This is a genomic window from Halomicrobium urmianum, from assembly GCF_020217425.1.
GTDB classification, from domain to species: domain Archaea; phylum Halobacteriota; class Halobacteria; order Halobacteriales; family Haloarculaceae; genus Halomicrobium; species Halomicrobium urmianum.
The window spans coordinates 56,650-72,555 of sequence record NZ_CP084090.1; the positions used below are offsets into that span (position 1 = coordinate 56,650).

Below are 15,906 nucleotides of genomic sequence, written 5' to 3' on the forward strand. Positions count from 1 at the left end.
CCGGGCCGGCAACCAGCGTTACGCTAATGCAAACAAAATTGTTTTACCTGAAAGCGACGTTGTAGACGATATGCGACGCACCGACTCGACGGCCGCGCCGGCGACGGAGGTGACGCGGTCGTGACGGACGACCTCGGAACGCTGTACGTGGTCGGTATCGGTCCGGGACTGCCCCACGCGATGACCCAGCGGGCGAAGGACGTGATCCGGACGGCCGACTGCGTCATCGCGTCGAACCTCTACCAGGAGTTCCTCCGGCACGACGGGACGCTCTCGCCGGAGACGGCGGCGGACGGGGGGACAGCGACTACGGCCCGGGGCCGCCCGGAGCAGGAGGTCGTCCGGTCGTCGATGGGCCGCCAGATCGAACTCGCCCGCGAGGCGTTCGAGCGCGTCCGCGACGGCGAGGACGTCGCCCACGTCTCCGGCGGCGACCCGAACGTCTACGGGAAGTCCGACCTCCTCTTCCTGATGGCACGGGAGGACGAGGCCACGGACGTCCCGATCGAGATCGTCCCCGGCGTCACGGCGGCGCTGGGCGGCGCGGCCGCCCTCGGCGCGCCGCTGTCGAACGACTTCTGCACGGTCTCGCTGTCCGACAAGTGGCGCGGCTGGGACGAGATCGAGGAGAAGCTCCGCGCTGCGGCCATCTCGGGGTTCGTGATCGTCCTGTACAACTGCTGGCGCAACTACGAGCGCGCCGTCGAGATCGTGCGCGAAGAGCGGGCCGACGACGTGCCCGTCGCCATCGTCAACGACGCCGGTCGCGGCGACGCCGGCCGCAACGGCGAGGGCCAGACGATCACGACGCTCGGCGAGGCCACCGAACACGACGACGAGGTCGCCGGCATGGGCACCTCGCTGATCGTCGGCAACCACGAGACCGAGACCTGGGACAACGACTACGAGCAGTTCCTCGTCACCCCGCGCGGCGGGCGTGACGTCGACGACTTCTGAACCATGAGCACCGACAGCGACACCACGGACGCGAGTACAGACACAGAGTCGAAGTGCGGAGCGAGCGAGGCGAGCGACTCGTCGAGTTCCTCCGCCTGCGGCGCGTCGTCGAGTGACGACGAGGAGGAGATCGGCGCCACGGTCGACGACTTCGACGCCGAACCCGGGCGGCTGGTCGCGGTGGGCCTCGGTCCGGGTCAGCCCGAGGGGATGACCCAGCGGGCGCACGCGGCGTTGCAGGAGGCCGAGCACGTCGTCGGCTACACCACCTACGTCGACCTCCTGCCCGACGAGATCACCGACGACGCGGAGGACGTCTACGACACGCCGATGTGCGGCGAGGTCTCCCGGACGGAGGAGGCCATCGACCGCGCGCTCGCGGGCAACCACGTCGCGATCATCGGCAGCGGCGATCCCAACGTGTACGCGCTGGCGGGGCTCGCCCTGGAGATCCTCGAATCGAAGGGCGCGACGGCGTCGACGGTCGACTTCGACGTCGTCCCGGGCGTCCCGGCCGCGCAGTCCTGCGCCGCCCGGGTCGGCGCGCCCCTCGTGAACGACACCGTCTCCATCTCGCTGTCGGACCACCTGACGGACATGCCGACCATCGAGTCGCGGCTCCACGCAGCGGCCAAGGAGGGGTTCACGATCGCCGTCTACAACCCCTGGAGCCGCAAGCGCCGGGACAACTACGAGAAGTGCTGCGAGATCCTGCTGGAGCACCGCGACCCCGAGACGCCCGTCGGCGTCGTCCACGCCGCCGGCCGCGAGGACGAACGGGTCGAGATCGTCGAACTGGGGGACCTGCCCGACCTGGGCGAGACCGACCTCGTGGACATGACCACGACGCTGCTGGTCGGCAACGAGGACACGTACGTCTGGGACGACCGGATGGTCACGCCGCGGGGCTACGAGACGAAATACGAGTACTGACAATGTATACAGTTTCCGTCGACCGCGAGGCCTGCGACGGCGTGTTCGCCTGCCTCGTCCGGGACGACCGCTTCGTCGAGGACGACGACGGCCTGGCGACGTTCGACGCGGAGGCAGCCGTGGAACTGGAACGAACAGAGGAGTCAGTCACCGCGACGTTCGACGATGACCGGCGAGACGACGCCGAGCAGGCCGCCGCGGCGTGTCCGCTGGACGCGATCAGCGTCGAGGAGGCGGCCGCCAGGGACGACGCCGAGACGGCGGAGGCGGAACCGTGAGCATCGAGACGGGCACGCCCGACGACATGCTGGCGTCCCATCCCGAGACGGCGTACTTCTGGGGTCGGGTCGCCGCCGACGGCGAGTGCGAGCGCGACTGCGTGACCGTCCGGACGAACGACGAGACGGCGGCCCGTCGGCTCGCGGCCGTCGCGGGCGCCGAGCAGGTCGACCAGCGCATCCGCGAGCGCGACTACGCCCACGACACCTCGATCACGCGCCGCGAGGAGGAGTTCACGGTGCAGGTGTTCGGGTCGCTGGCCGACCGCGCGAGCGCGGCCCTGGGTCTGCCGTACGACGGCGAGATCGGGGGCTACCGACTCGACGCCCTTCGCGACCACGAGCGGGAGCTCCTGCGCGGCCTGCTGGAGGGCTGCGGGACGGTCTGCTACAAGTCGGCAGAGGGAGACGGCGACGACGCCGTGGGAGTTTCCTTCGTCCACGAGGACGAACACCTGTTGCGGACCGTCCAGACCCTCCTCGACGACATGCCCGTCGACGCGCCTCACGGCGACCTCTCGGACGCCTCCTCGGGCTACTGGTTCGGGCTGGACGACGACGCCGCGCCCGACTTCGGCCGGTGGGTCTACGAGGGCAGCGACGATACGGGCCTGTTCGCGCCGAGTCGCCGGCGGAAGCTCCGGCAGTCGATCGAGCGCGTGGAGCCATGAGCCGGACCACGAGCGCGCCGGACAGCCTCGACGACGAGGCCGTGCTGCTCGTCGGCCACGGATCGCGCCGCGAGAAGTCCAACGAGCAGGTCAGGGAGCTGGCGGCGGACCTGGAGGCGCGGCTGGGCGTCCCCGTCGACGCCGCGTTCCTCGAGCTCGCGGAGCCGGCCATCGACAAGGCCATCGACGGGCTGGCACCCACCGTCTCGTCGATCGCCGTCGTCCACCTGTCACTGTTCGCCGCCAGCCACGTCAAGAATGACGTGCCGCTGGCCGTCGAGCAGGCCCGCGAGCGCCACCCGGAACTGACCATCGACAGCGGTGCGCACCTTGGCGTCCACCCCGCCATCCTCGACCTGCTGGACGACCGTGCGGCGGCAGTCGAGGCGGAACTCGGCGTCGACCGCGAGGACGGCGACGTAGCCGTGGTGCTGTGTGCGCGCGGCTCCAGCGACCCGGACGCCAACGCGGACGTCCACAAGCTGGCCCGCCTGCTGTACGAGGGTCGCGCCTTCGACCGCGTCGAGGCCTCGTTCGTCGGCGTCACGGAGCCGCGACTCGACGAGACGCTCCACGACCTCGCGAAGACCCGCCCGGACGCCGTGGTCGTCCTGCCGTACATGCTCGGCGACGGCGTCCTCACGGGCCGGATCAGGGACGACGCTCGCGTGTTCGACGAGGAGTACCCCTACGTCGACGCCGCGCCGGGCGAGCCGCTGGGGACGGACCCGCGCCTGCTGGACGTGCTCGGCGACCGCTGGCAGGAGGCCCGCACGGGCAGCGTCGACATGTCCTGCGACACCTGCAAGTACAAGGTCGAACTCGACGGCTACGAGGACGATCGGGGCGGCGCCCGCGCGATGCTGCGGGCGCTGACCCACCAGGCGGAGCACGCCGACCGCGAGGATGTCGGCGACGACCCGCACGGCCACGACGCGCCGGAGAAGCACGTCGCCGTCTGCACGAACCAGACCTGCGCCGCCGACGGGTCGCCCGCCGTCCTCGAACGGCTGCGTCAGGCCGCCCGCGACAGCGACGACTGCGACGCCCGCATCACGCGCTCGTCCTGTCTCGGCCGCTGCGGCGACGGTCCGATGGTCGCCGTCTACCCCGACGGCGTCTGGTACGGCGGCGTCGAGAGCGACAACGCCGATCGCATCGTCTCGTCCCACCTCGACCGGGACCGCATCGTATCGGATTTAGTCGATCAGACGCTCTGATAGAACATGAGCTGCTACGAGATCGAAGCGCTGCGACTCGGCCTGCTGAACGTCCTCGGCACCGACGACGACCACGCCCGCGAGCACGCGGTGCAGGAACTGGAGGGTCACCTCGACGGACCGATCGAGGGGCTGGCGAACGCGGACACCCTCACCGAGATCGAGCGCCACCTCGACGCGGCGCTGGTCGACCTCGAGGAGGAGATCGCACGGGCGGACGAGAGCGACCCGGAGTACGACTATCTCCGGGGCCGCCTCGTCGCCGTCCGCGACGCCGAGCGGGCGGTCGGGCGGCTGACGACCCAGGGCGAGGACGTCCTCGCGGGGCTGGGCGAGGCCCACGACGTCCTCCACGAGGCCTTCCCCGTCGACGAGTAGCCGGTACCCCTCGACCGTTTTCATCGGTAGCGCGAGAAGAGCAAGTGGCCCGGTCAGTCCGCTGTCGACGGGTAGCCGGCGTCGGCCGCTGTGAGCTCCGGTTCGCCGAGCCGGGCGTGGACGACAGCGATGGTCGCCCACAGCGTCGCCTGCCCGAAGACGACCGTCCAGCGGTAGGCCGCGGCCAGCGCGGCGGGCACGTGCCCGTGGGTCGGATTCGCCGGCGCGAGGACGACCGGGGCGGACAGTAGCGCGAGCGGGGCGAGCGCGGCGACCGCCCTGACGGCCCCGTGTCGCCCGGCGGATCGGCGATAGGTCAGCCCGGCCAGCACCGCGACCGCGGCGCCCGCGACCATCATCCCGCCGTACCAGAGCATCCTCGCCTCGGTGCCCAGTGCCTGTTCGACGCCCGGCGGCTGCGGCGGCAGGACGAGCCACGGCGCGCCGGAGACCGTCAGGAACCCGGCGGCAGCCAGCGCGATGCGGCGCGTCGCGCCGGTCCCCGGCAGCGCCGGTTCGAGGAAGTAGTACGCGACGCCGAAGACGGCCACCCCGAACAGCAGGCCCCAGAGGACGCCGCCGAAGACGCTGGCGGCGGCCGTGGTCAGCTCCGTGACGGCCGGGCCGCCGCCGTGGTCGTGCCCGTGCTCGAACGCCTCCAGCCCGGCCGTGAAGGCGTTGCCGACCGTCGCCACGAACAGGCCGTAGACGAGGCCACCGGCAACGCCCGCGAGCGCGCCGCGTTCGAGGTGGTCGGTCGCCATCAGTGGCAGGTGACGCCAGCCGAGTGTCGGAAGTTGTGCAGCGCGTCGTGCGCCAGCGGTTCCTGCAGGAAGAGCAGCGCGAAGCCGAGCGCGGCCACGAGGCCGACGGCCAGCGCCAGTTGCGTGCCCGAGAGCGTCTCCGCGGCGAGGTCGACCCGATCGCGGACGGTGTCGGTCTCTGTCTTCATTGTAATCTCGATTGCTGTTTAGACAAATGAATTTGTAAAACTGTCGCCTCACCGGTTCCCGTCTGCGCCCGTGACGGGGCTACTCCCGGGCGAGTTCGTCCACGCTCTCGGCCGACAGCGCGGACAGCGGAACGACCGACGCGCCGGTCTCCGTGGCGACCACGTCGATCAGACCTGCCCGGCCGTCGCCGGCGTCGACGACCAGCGTGGCGTCCGCCGTCTCGGCCAGGCCCCGGGCCGCGTCGCGCGTCGCCTCGACGGGGCTCCCGTCGGCGGCGTTCGCCCTGCCGTCGGTGACGAGCACGACGATCCCCGCGTCCGGCTCCGCGCGGTCGAGGACCTCGCTCGCGGTCGAGAGGCCCGCGGGCAGCGGCGTCCGGTCGCCGGTCGGCAGGTCCTTGAGGTGGCGGGCGGCCAGCGAGACGCTGTCGGTCGGCGGGAGCACCACATCGGCCCCCTCGCCGGCGAACGCCACGAACGCCACCTCGTCGCGCGCCTGGTAGGCGTCCTCCAGCAGTTCGAGGACCGTCCCCTTGGCGGCGCGCATCGCGGGCCGCATCGATGCGCTCGCGTCGACGGCGAAGGCGACGAGCGCGTCGGCGTCGCCCGCCCGGACGGACTTCCGGAGGTCGCGGGACTCGACGCCGTCGGCGCCCCTGCTCGCCGCGGCGCGGACGGACGCCGCGGCGTCGACGTCGTCGGTCGCGTCGGCTCGCTCCGTCCGGACTCGCGCTCCCCTGTCCGCAGTCGGGGCGTTCGCGCGCCCGCTCGCGACGCCGTCGGCGTCGACGGACGGCGCGCCCACGTCGGGAGCGCCGCTGTCACCGACGCCCGCTCGCGACTGGCCGGGCACCAGCGGCGTCGCCTCGTCGTCCGCGTCTCCGTCGGCGTCGCCGTCCGAGGGGTCGCTCCCAGCGTCCCCGCCCGACCCGTCGCTGTCGTGGTCCGCGCCGGCGGGCGCCGGCGAGTCGGTCGAACCGTCCTCGCTCTCACCGGGCTCGCCGTCTGTCCCCGGATCCGCGTCCACGCCGTCGGAGTCCGGGTCGTCGTCGCTCTGGTCGGACTCGCCCAGTTCGTTGCCCTCGGTCCCTCCTCGCGACTCGCCACCGCCCGAGCACTCGCCGTCTTCGGCCGCCGCTTCGGCCTCACTGCCCGCACCGTCGCCGTCGGGCTCGTCCCCTTCGGCGTCGTCCTCGAAGTGGTCGTCGAGCACGTCGTCGACGTCGGGCGCGTCCTCGAACGGCTTCGACTTCAGGCGGTGCGGCAGTGCGAACTCGGCGGCCCGTTCGACGTCCGACTCGATCACGGTCGTTCGGCCGTCGAGCGCGGCGAAGGTGCGCGCCGCCCGGGCGGTGGCGATGTCGCCGCGATGGCCGTCGAGACCGGCGTCGCGGCAGAGTTCGGCTATCTCCTCCCGGAACTCGGCGGGCAGTTCGGCGTCAGCCAGCCGGTCGCGGGCGTCGCGCAGGCGCTCGCCCGGATCTGCGTCGGGCTCGTCCCCTCCGGCGTCAGCTTCCCCATCGCCCAGCGCCTGGTCGATCACTGCGACCCGTTCCTCGATGTCCTCGCACGCGGTCACCTCCGTCTGGAGCGCGAAGCGGTCGCGCAACTGCGGGCGGAGGTCGCCCTCCTCGGGGTTCATCGTCCCGATCAGCGTGAACTCGGCGGGGTGGGTGACGGTGACGCCGTCGCGCTCGACGCGGTTGGCTCCGCTCGCGGCGGCGTCCAGCAGGACGTCCACGAGGTGGTCGTCCAGCAGGTTCACCTCGTCGACGTAGAGGACGCCGCGGTTGGCCCGCGCCAGCAGTCCGGGGTCGAACTCGTGGTCGCCGTCGAGCGCGTCGGCCACAGAGAGCGTTCCGACCACGCGGTCCCGCGTGGCGCCCAGCGGGAGCGTGACGAGGGGCACTGATCGCTCCTCGACGGGCGGATCGGTCCGCTCGCGGCACTCGTCGCACTGGCGGGCGGGGTCGTCGGGCGGACAGCCGTACGGACAGTCCGCGACGGCGCGCTGCGCTGGCAGCAGGTCCGCGAGCGCGCGGACCGCCGTCGACTTCGCCGTGCCCTTCTCCCCGCGGATCAGCAGGCCGTCCAGGTCGTCGTTCGCGGCGACGGCCAGCAGACCCTCCTTCAGGTCGCGCTGCCCGACCACGTCCGCGAACGACGGCCCCTGCGAAGCCTTTTTGCCGCCGCCGGGTACAAACATAGTTGTATTAGTGCAAACGGAGATGTAAAATCTTATGCCACAGATCGGACTCTACACAGCGACTGAGAACGAGCTCGGCGCCGTACAGCGCGCCGCCGGGGCGGTCGACGCCGACCTCGTCGTCCGCTCGGAGAGCGACTTGGACGACGAGCCGGCCGTCGAGGCGTTCGTCGAGGAACTGGAGGACGCGACGACGGCGGTCGTCCTCTGGCTCCACGGCGCGGAGGACAGCATGCCGGGGTACGAGCGCGCGATCGAGCGCCTGCGCGACGCCGGCGTCCCGCTCGTCGTCAGGGCCACCGGCGACGCCTTCGCCTACGAGGACACGTCGGTCCCCGACGAGCACCGCGAGACCGTCGACGACTACCTGGAGAAGGGCGGCGCGAGCAACGTCGCCAACTGCGTCCGCTACCTCGTGGCGCAGTACGGCGACGCGGACCCGGAGTACGACGACCCCGTGGCGCTGCCGACGGAAGGCGTCTACCACCCCGACTACCCGGGCGCGAGCTACGAGGAACTGCGCGCGACGTTCGCCCCCGACAAGCCCACCGTAGCCGTGTGGTTCTACGAGTCCCACTGGACCCACGAGAACACCCGCTACGTGGACGCGCAGGTCCGCGCGCTGGAGGCGCAGGGCGCGAACGCGCTCCCCGTCTTCTGCGAGCCCGCGACGGACGCCGAGGGCCAGTGGGACGCCGAGCGGGTGACCGAGGAGTGGCTGATAGAGGACGGCGAACCCGTCGTCGACGCCGTCTGCTCGTCGTTCATGTTCTCGCTCTCGATGGACGAGCGCGGCCGCTCGGCCAGCGACGAGGGCGACAGCGCCGAGGACGTGTTCCTCGACAGGCTGGGCGTGCCCGTGCTGCAGACGGTGACGACCATGCGCTCCCGCTCGCGCTACCAGTCCAGCGACACGGGCGTGATGGGCTTCGAGCTGGCCCTCTCCGTGGCGCTCCCCGAGTTCGACGGCAACGTGATCACCCACCCCGTCTCGGGCAAGGAGCGCACCGACGACGAGGCGGGCATCGGCAGCGCGCCGAAGCAGCACTTCCCCGTCGAGGACCGCGTCGACCACGCCGCGCGCCTGGCGGTCAACTGGGCGCGCCTGCGCCACCTCGACAACGACGAGAAGGACGTGGCCGTCGTCCTCCACAACTACCCGCCGAGCGACGACGGCATCGGGACCGCGTTCGGCCTCGACTCGCCCGAGAGCACGGTGAACCTGCTGGAGGAGCTGGACGCACGGGGGTACGACACCGGCGAGACGATGCCCGACAGCGGCCAGTCCCTCGTCGAGCGCCTGACCGCGCAACTGACGCTGGACGACCGCTGGGTCGCGCCGGAGGACGTCCGCGAGCTATCCGTGGACACCGTCTCCCCGGACCAGTACGGCGAGTGGTTCGAGGCGCTCGACGAGGAGTTCCAGGAGAACGTCGTCGAGGAGTGGGGCGATCCGCCGGAGCGGCCGTTCGCCATCCCCGGCGTCGAGTTCGGCAACGTCCTCGTGACGGTCCAGCCCCCGCGCGGGTTCGGCATGGATCCCTCGAAGGTGTACCACGACTCGGACCTCCAGCCGCCCCACGACTACGTCGCCTTCTATCGCTGGCTCCGGAACGCCTACGAGGCCGACGCCGTGGTCCACCTCGGAACCCACGGCAGCCTGGAGTGGCTGCCCGGCAAGACCGTCGGCCTCGACGGCGAGAGCGCGCCGGACCAGCTGATCGACGACGTCCCGAACGTCTACCCCTACATCGTCAACAACCCCGGCGAGGGCACGCAGGCCAAGCGCCGCTCCTACGCCGCCGTCGTCGACTACCTGACGCCGGTGATGGACAACGCGGGCACGTACGACGAGCTGTCGGAGCTCGAGGAGCTGGCCGACCGGTACCGCGAGGCCGGGATGGAGGACGCCCGCGCCGACGACGGCGAGCACCTCGAACAGCTGATCCGCGAGGCGGTGGACGAACTCGATCTGGCCATCGAACTCGGAATCGCCGGCGAGATCGACGAGAAGGCGGACGTCCGCGGACCCGACGAGGCAGGCAGCACGCTCGCAGAGGGCGAGGTCGCCGGCGACGACGTGGGCGTCGACGAGCTCGTCGAGCGCGTCCACGAGTACCTCACCGACGTCAAGACGACGCAGATCCGGAAGGGGCTGCACACGATGGGCGAACCGCCCGAAGAGGACCGCCTCGTGGAGTACCTCGTCGCGCTGACGCGCCTGGAGAACCCCGGCGCGCCCAGCCTCCGGGAGAGCGTCGCGGGCGTGCTCGGCGTCGACTACGACGCGATGCGGAACAGTCCGGGCGAGTACGACGAAGGCCTGGGGATGACCTACGCCGAGGCCGCCGACGAGGTGTACGAGACGAGCATCGACCTCGTCCGGACGCTCGCCGGGCACGGCTTCGACGTGCCCGAGAGCGAGCGCGACGCCGACGACGCCGAGGTCAACGTGAACCTCCTCGTCGTCGACATCGACCCGCTGGGCGACGCGCGCGCAGCCTCCGGCGCGCACGACGACCTGCGTGAGTCGCTGGCCTACATCTGTGAGGAGGCCGCCCCGCGCGTCCGCGGAGCCGAGGACGAGATTCCCCGAACCGCCGACGCGCTCTCCGGCGAGTACGTCCCGCCGGGCGGCAGCGGCGCGCCCACCCGCGGCGGCGTCGACCTGCTCCCGACGGCGCGGAACTTCTACACCCTCGACCCGCGGAAGGTCCCGGCCAAGTCGGCCTGGGAGGTCGGCAGCGAGGTCGCCCACGGCGTGGCCGAGCGGCATCGCGAAGAAGAGGGCGAGTATCCGGACGAGATCGGCGTCGTCGCGTGGGGCACCCCGACCGTCCGAACCCGCGGCGAGACCATCGCGCAGGTGCTCGCGCTGATGGGCGTCGAACCGGTCTGGACCGACGCCGGCCGGATCGACGACGTAGAGCCGGTCCCGCTGGACGAACTGGACCGCCCGCGCATCGACGTGACCACGCGCGTCTCGGGGCTGTTCCGGGACGCCTTCCCCGCCGCGGCGGGCGTCATTCACGATGCCGTGGACGCCGTGGTAAATCTGGACGAGCCCCACGACGTGAACTACGTGAAGAAACACGTCGAGGAAGAGGCCGAGGAGCTGGCGGCCGAGAACGAGGAGATGGACGAGGACGACGCCCGGAAAGCCGTCAGGCACCGCGTCTTCACCACGCGGCCCGGCGGGTACGGTGCCGGGACGAACAAGGCGGTCGACGAGGGCGAGTGGGACGACCGCTCCGACCTCGCCGACGTGTACGTCCAGTGGGGCGGCTACGCGATGGGATCGCGCGGCCGCGTCAGCGAGGCCCGCGACGCCTTCGAGCGCCGCCTCGGCAACGTCGACGCGACGGTCAAGATCGAGGACACCGCCGAACAGGACGAGTTCGACTCCTCCGACTGGTACGCCTTCCACGGCGGGTTCATATCTGCAGTCTCGGACCGCTCCGGCGAGGAGCCCGCCTCCTACGTCGGCGACTCCTCCGACCCCGACAACGTCGACGTCTACACCAACGAGGAGAAGGTCCGCAAGGCGATGCGTGCCCGCGTCCTCAACCCGGCGTGGCTCGACTCCATGGAGGAGCACGGCTACAAGGGCGCCGGCGACCTCTCGACGACAGTCGACGTCGTCCTCGGGTGGGACGCTACCACGGGCGTCGTCTCGGACCGCCTGTGGGAGGACGTCGCCGACCGCTACGCCTTCGACGAGGACCGCCGGGCGTGGCTCCGCGACGTCAACCCGTGGGCCCTGGACTCGATCACGGACACGCTGCTTGAGGCCATCGACCGCGGCCTGTGGGACGCCGACGACGAGACGCGGGATCGGCTGCGCGACCTCAACCTGGAGGTCGACGGCGACCTGGAGAGCCGAGCGACGCGAGGCTCTCCGAACGAGCGAGCGGGGAGCGCGGTCGGACACCGACCGCGGGAACGTCGAACGGGGAGCAACGACCCGCGAGAGCGAACCGACCCGCGAGCACGACGAGGAGGTGACGAGCAATGACGACTGATCCGGAACAGGAAGCCACGGACACCGACTTCGAGGAATATGCTGACCTCGGCGCGACCACGGAGAACGCCATGGAGATCGCCGAGACCTCCATGGACCGCGTACGGAAGCTCGTCCCCGACGAGACGCTGGCAGACCGGATCCGCCAGAAGTCCGTCCACGCCACGGGCGACCCCGAGTTCCAGCACCTGATGCGGTTCACCGGCGACGACGAGGACGAACCCGTCCGCGCCGGCGCTCGCGCAGTGCTGGACGAGCGCCCCGTCGTCACGGACATCACGATGGTGAAGGAGGGCATCACGGGCCGCGGCCACGACTGCCCGGTGCGGACGGCCATCGGCGATGGCGCGGAACTGGCCGCAGAGACGGGGATGACCCGGACGGCTGCGTCCGTCCTGGAACTCGACAGGGAGGGCGTCTACGACGGGGCAATCGCCGTCGTGGGCAACGCGCCGACCGCTGCACTCGCGCTGGCGGACTGCATCGAGGACGGAACGCGACCGGCCGTCGTCGTCGCGACGCCGGTCGGCTTCGTCAAGGCCGCCGAGAGCCGCGAGCGCCTGCGCGAGGTAGCTGCGGAACACGGCGTGCCGGTCATCACGAACGTCGGCCGTCGCGGCGGCAGCGGCCTCGCCGCGGGGCTGACGAACGAGCTGGTGCACGTGGCCGCCGACGCGAGGGATGGAGAACTGGAACTGTGAGCGACGACTACGATCTCGATTCCGGCCCGGACCCCGCGACGTTCGCCGCGGCGGCGGCGGAGAATCCGGAACCGGACGACCCCGTCCACGCCGTCGGGATCGGGCCGGGAAACCCCGACTACCTCACGCCGCGGGGAGACCGCGCGATCCGCGAGGCCGACGTCGTCGTCGGCTTCGAAACCGTCGTCGAGTTCGTCGCGGGCCGGACGGAGGCGGACCTGCTGACCTGCGGCTACCGCGAGGAGGGCGAGACCCTGGCGCGGTTCGCCGAGCGCGTGGCCGCTGGCGAGCGCGGGACGGCGGTCCTGATGGGCGACCCGAACCACTCGGGCTACCAGTTCGTCGGGAAGGTCCAGCGCGCGGTCGACCGGCCGGTACGGGTGATCCCCGGCATCTCCTCGCTGCAGATAGCGGCCAGTCGTGCGCGGACGCCGATGGAGGCGACGACGTTCGTGACGCTGCACAGGAGCGGCGACCTGAGCGACGACCTCGACCGGCTCCGGCGAGACGTCGGCGACCGTCACCTGCTCGTGCTACCGCGCCCGTTCGACCTGATGCCGGGCGACGTGGCCGCGGAGCTACTGGACGCCGACGCAGACCCTGAACTCGCGGCGCTCGTCTGCGAGCGGCTGACCCACGAGGACGAGACGATCACGCACACGACGCTGGATGACCTCTCGGAACACGCCGGCGGCGACGGGCCGGAGGACACGCCGTTCTCGGACCTGTCGGTGCTGGCGGTCCGTCGAGAATAGCTCGTTTCAGCGCACGCCCTCGCCGTCTGTCGCGACGGCGCGGGACTGACGGGTGAGGGCGGCCTCGAGGGTCCCCGGCGTTCCGTCGCCGGCGAGGACGCGCTGCTTCTCCACCTCGGCCTCGATGGCGTCGGTGACCAGTTCGTGGTCGGCCAGCGGATCCGCGCAGACGACGCCGCCGCGGTCGACCTCGAGCTCCGCCGGGATTCGCTCCTCGGTGGCCTCGCCGGGGGCCAGGAACAGCGGGACGGCGACGGTCTCGCTGGCGGAGACGTTGTACCGGGCGCACTCGACCGTCGGGTTCTGCAGCAGGAAGCAGGTCGTCACTTCGGCGTACCGGTCTGTCTCGCGCAGGCGGGCGGCGTGGTACTCGGCGGCCTGTCGCTGGTACGGCGTCCCGCTGGCGCCGAACCCGACGAGGACGAGGCCGGCCTCCGACGGGGCGTCGACGCGGTCGGCCGCCCGGTCGACGATGGCTCGCGTGACGGCGGGGCTCCGGCCGACGGGCTCGCAGTAGGTCACCGGCGTCGGAGCCCGGCCGAGCGCGGCGGGCAGGTCGTCGGTCGTCTCGCGGGTGTGGGCCACGCACAGCGGGACGGCGAACGCGCGGTCGGCCTCGATGGCCTGCAGTCCCTCGCGCAGTTCCCGGAGCGGTTCGCGCTCGTAGGTCAGCGTCCGCACCTCGCTCGCGACGCCGCGGCGACGGAGGCGGTCGGCGTGGACCTCGTACACTTGCCGCGCGCGTCCGGTGGACCGGCCGATCAGGAGGAGTGTGTCGCGTTGCATTCGTTGGGGAGTGGATCAAGTAGGTTTTCACTACACCAATATGGCTTGTCTACAGGGATGGCTGGGACTTTCAAATAAGTTGTGATCGGTCGATCAACAGCGGCGCAGAGCGCCCTGACAGCGGCGTTCGCGTCGGTTTTGGTCGGCGGGTGCGCGCACTCGTTCGACCGCTCCTCGAACGGCGAGCGCCGGTCGTGATCAGGCGTCCCGGCGGTCGAGTCGGGCCGTCGCGCCCCGGAGGGCGTCCCGGCCGCGCGCGGCGACCTCGCGCAGCGAGTACCGCGACCAGTAGAACTCCGCACCCGCCCAGATCAGGCCGGTCAGGAGGGCGAACGTGGCGAATGCGAGGTCCGTGAAGCGCACCCACGCCGGCGACGCGTACAGGAACCCGTTGACGATCAGGCTGGGTGCGATGCGCTTCACTTCCAGCCAGAACCGATCGACTGGCGTCAGGTCCCCGGCGACGCCCGAGTGGGCGGCGTCGGTGACCGTCTCGTTGGTCTCGTTCTCCCGCGCCGACCACCGCAGCGGCACCAGATCGGGGTCGTCCCTGAGGTGGGCCGCCATGCCGCCCTCGGACTCGTCGCCGGTGCCGATCCGCTCGACGTCGTAGGGCATCCCGACGCCGACCGCCCACTCGATCTCGTCGTCCGGACCGAGTTCGACCAGCCGGTTGCCGTGCGTGTCGACGATCAGCGTGTTGCCGTTCGGCAGCCGGTCCGCGTCCCGCGGCCACTGGAGGCGGACGTCCCGCCAGTACCAGGTGCGCGTCCACTCCCCGTCGACGCGGCGGTACTCGACGATCCGCGTGTTCTCCGAGTCCGCGACGATCACGCTCGGTCCGCCCATCTCGCGGGGAACGTAATCGGGGTTGTGCTGCTCGTAGAGGACGTCGTAGTCGTCGTCCTCGCCCAGCGTCCACTCGTCGTCCACGACGTACTCGCCGTCGGACGCGTTGAGGAAGACCACCGAGTCCATGTTCCGGGGACTCACCATCACGCGGCCGTCGTCGAGCAGTTCGACGTCGTTGAGGTGCGTCCAGTCGCCGTCCTGTCCGCCCTGCTCGCGGGTGTACTCCTCGCTGGCGTTCCATCGCCAGGCGACCGACCCGTCGCGGGTGTCGACCGCGCGGACGCTGTCCTGGTAGATGTCGGCGATCACGACGTGGGTCTCGTTGAGGCGGTCGACGTCGTGCCACCGCGAGGAGCCGATGCTGGGCGTCCGCTCGGCGTAGAGGATCTCGTGGTCGCCCGTCGTCAGATTGGTCCGGGCGACGACGTTGCGCGTGCACTCGTCCGTCTCGAAGTCCGCGCACTGCTCGCCCTCGAGGTTCTTCGCCGCGACGTACTCGACGGTGTATCGCTCGCCCTCGACCGGGTCCACGTCGAAGTAGACGCGGTAGGTCGCGTTGTGGTAGACCAGCGTCCCGTTGGGCGTGAACGCCGCCAGTTCGGCCCGCTGGTCTGAGACGTAGAAGCCCTGGGTGGCGACGACGGTCAGGCCGCGGTCGCCGCTGGCTCGCCGCACTCGCTGGGCGCTCCAGTTCTCCCCCCGAACCGTGCCGTTCATCGCCGCCTGGAAGCGCGCCTCCACGTCGACCCCCACTCCGTCAGACGGCTGCGCGGCGTCCTCCGAGCCGTTCGCCACCGCGTCGGAGACGTCCGGCGTCGGCGTTCCCGTCGGACCGTCCGTCCCGCCCGCCGCGACGAACGACTGGGCCACGGCCGCAGCAGAGAGCAGCAGCACCGACAGAAAGACCACTCGGCTAGCCGATCGTGTCCTGCTCGTCATCTATCAACGACGACGCAGGTCGCCGATTAAGTCTTTGTGTAAGAGACCGACAGGTTCCCATTACTCCCGGTCGAGGGACTGCCGGCAGGCGTCGTCGCAGAAGTGGACCGTCCGCACGCTGCCGTCCTCGACCCACGTGCTCACGCGGTGGTTCGGGTCGTTCGCTATCGCGTCCCCGCACGTCTCGCACGTCGGCGCGCCCTCCTCGTCGACGTCCGCTTGCAGGTCTGACGTAGGGTCGACCATTGGTGGGGCCG

15 protein-coding genes are annotated in these 15,906 nt (G+C 71.1%); 9 read left to right on the forward strand and 6 right to left on the reverse strand.

What is annotated here, in order from left to right; genetic code table 11:
• Positions 1–120 precede the first annotated feature (120 nt).
• The 6 genes from LCY71_RS00315 to LCY71_RS00340 are packed head-to-tail and all read left to right on the forward strand — an operon-like array spanning position 121 to position 4,437.
• Positions 121–957 carry a precorrin-3B C(17)-methyltransferase gene (locus tag LCY71_RS00315; RefSeq protein ID WP_225334377.1) on the forward strand — a complete coding sequence of 279 codons (837 nt, stop codon included), beginning with the start codon at positions 121–123 and terminating at the stop codon, positions 955–957.
• 3 nt (positions 958–960) lie between these two features.
• Positions 961–1,890 (forward strand): precorrin-3B C(17)-methyltransferase, encoded by a 930-nt coding sequence (gene cobJ, locus LCY71_RS00320; protein ID WP_225334378.1) that lies wholly within the window; start codon positions 961–963, stop codon positions 1,888–1,890.
• A gap of 2 nt (positions 1,891–1,892) precedes the next feature.
• Positions 1,893–2,168: a ferredoxin gene (locus LCY71_RS00325; RefSeq protein ID WP_225334379.1), complete on the forward strand. Its 276-nt coding sequence runs from the start codon at positions 1,893–1,895 to the stop codon at positions 2,166–2,168.
• The gene (locus LCY71_RS00330) at positions 2,165–2,839 is read left to right on the forward strand and encodes a cobalamin biosynthesis protein (protein ID WP_225334380.1); all 675 of its coding nucleotides are present in this window, start codon (positions 2,165–2,167) and stop codon (positions 2,837–2,839) included. Before LCY71_RS00325 ends, LCY71_RS00330 begins: the two co-directional genes overlap by 4 nt.
• The gene (locus LCY71_RS00335) at positions 2,836–4,059 is read left to right on the forward strand and encodes a CbiX/SirB N-terminal domain-containing protein (RefSeq protein WP_225334381.1); all 1,224 of its coding nucleotides are present in this window, start codon (positions 2,836–2,838) and stop codon (positions 4,057–4,059) included. Before LCY71_RS00330 ends, LCY71_RS00335 begins: the two co-directional genes overlap by 4 nt.
• A gap of 6 nt (positions 4,060–4,065) precedes the next feature.
• Entirely contained in the window at positions 4,066–4,437 is a 372-nt protein-coding gene (locus LCY71_RS00340; RefSeq protein WP_225334382.1) for a DUF3209 family protein, read from the forward strand.
• A 53-nt stretch (positions 4,438–4,490) separates the two neighbouring features.
• Here LCY71_RS00340 and LCY71_RS00345 read toward each other — a convergent pair whose 3' ends face one another.
• The 3 genes from LCY71_RS00345 to LCY71_RS00355 form a co-directional block, all read right to left on the reverse strand.
• Positions 4,491–5,201, reverse strand: a complete 711-nt coding sequence (locus tag LCY71_RS00345; RefSeq protein WP_225334383.1) for a CbtA family protein — start codon at positions 5,199–5,201, stop codon at positions 4,491–4,493.
• A complete protein-coding gene (locus tag LCY71_RS00350; RefSeq protein WP_225334384.1) occupies positions 5,201–5,389 on the reverse strand; it encodes a CbtB domain-containing protein in 189 nt (62 codons plus the stop codon). The genes LCY71_RS00345 and LCY71_RS00350 overlap by 1 nt, the downstream gene beginning before the upstream one ends.
• 79 nt (positions 5,390–5,468) lie before the next feature.
• Positions 5,469–7,595, reverse strand: coding sequence for an ATP-binding protein (locus LCY71_RS00355; protein ID WP_225334385.1), 2,127 nt, complete (start codon positions 7,593–7,595; stop codon positions 5,469–5,471).
• A gap of 34 nt (positions 7,596–7,629) precedes the next feature.
• Between LCY71_RS00355 and cobN the strand changes: the two genes are divergently transcribed.
• From cobN to LCY71_RS00370, 3 genes are read left to right on the forward strand one after another with little or no spacing between them, the layout of a single operon-like run.
• The gene (gene cobN, locus LCY71_RS00360) at positions 7,630–11,610 is read left to right on the forward strand and encodes a cobaltochelatase subunit CobN (protein ID WP_225334386.1); all 3,981 of its coding nucleotides are present in this window, start codon (positions 7,630–7,632) and stop codon (positions 11,608–11,610) included.
• A complete protein-coding gene (locus LCY71_RS00365; RefSeq protein WP_225334387.1) occupies positions 11,607–12,317 on the forward strand; it encodes a precorrin-8X methylmutase in 711 nt (236 codons plus the stop codon). Before cobN ends, LCY71_RS00365 begins: the two co-directional genes overlap by 4 nt.
• On the forward strand, positions 12,314–13,072 hold the full coding sequence (locus LCY71_RS00370; RefSeq protein WP_225334388.1) for a cobalt-precorrin-7 (C(5))-methyltransferase: 759 nt from the start codon (positions 12,314–12,316) through the stop codon (positions 13,070–13,072). The genes LCY71_RS00365 and LCY71_RS00370 overlap by 4 nt, the downstream gene beginning before the upstream one ends.
• Positions 13,073–13,078: 6 nt before the next feature.
• Here the strand turns inward: LCY71_RS00370 and LCY71_RS00375 are convergent, their stop codons facing one another.
• The 3 genes from LCY71_RS00375 to LCY71_RS00385 all read right to left on the reverse strand — a co-directional run bounded on the left by LCY71_RS00375 (position 13,079) and on the right by LCY71_RS00385 (position 15,895).
• Positions 13,079–13,858: a sirohydrochlorin chelatase gene (locus LCY71_RS00375; protein WP_225334389.1), complete on the reverse strand. Its 780-nt coding sequence runs from the start codon at positions 13,856–13,858 to the stop codon at positions 13,079–13,081.
• A gap of 198 nt (positions 13,859–14,056) precedes the next feature.
• Entirely contained in the window at positions 14,057–15,649 is a 1,593-nt protein-coding gene (locus LCY71_RS00380) for an aryl-sulfate sulfotransferase (RefSeq protein ID WP_225334390.1), read from the reverse strand.
• 60 nt (positions 15,650–15,709) lie between these two features.
• Positions 15,710–15,895 carry a DUF7576 family protein gene (locus LCY71_RS00385; RefSeq protein WP_225334391.1) on the reverse strand — a complete coding sequence of 62 codons (186 nt, stop codon included), beginning with the start codon at positions 15,893–15,895 and terminating at the stop codon, positions 15,710–15,712.
• Positions 15,896–15,906: the final 11 nt, after the last annotated feature.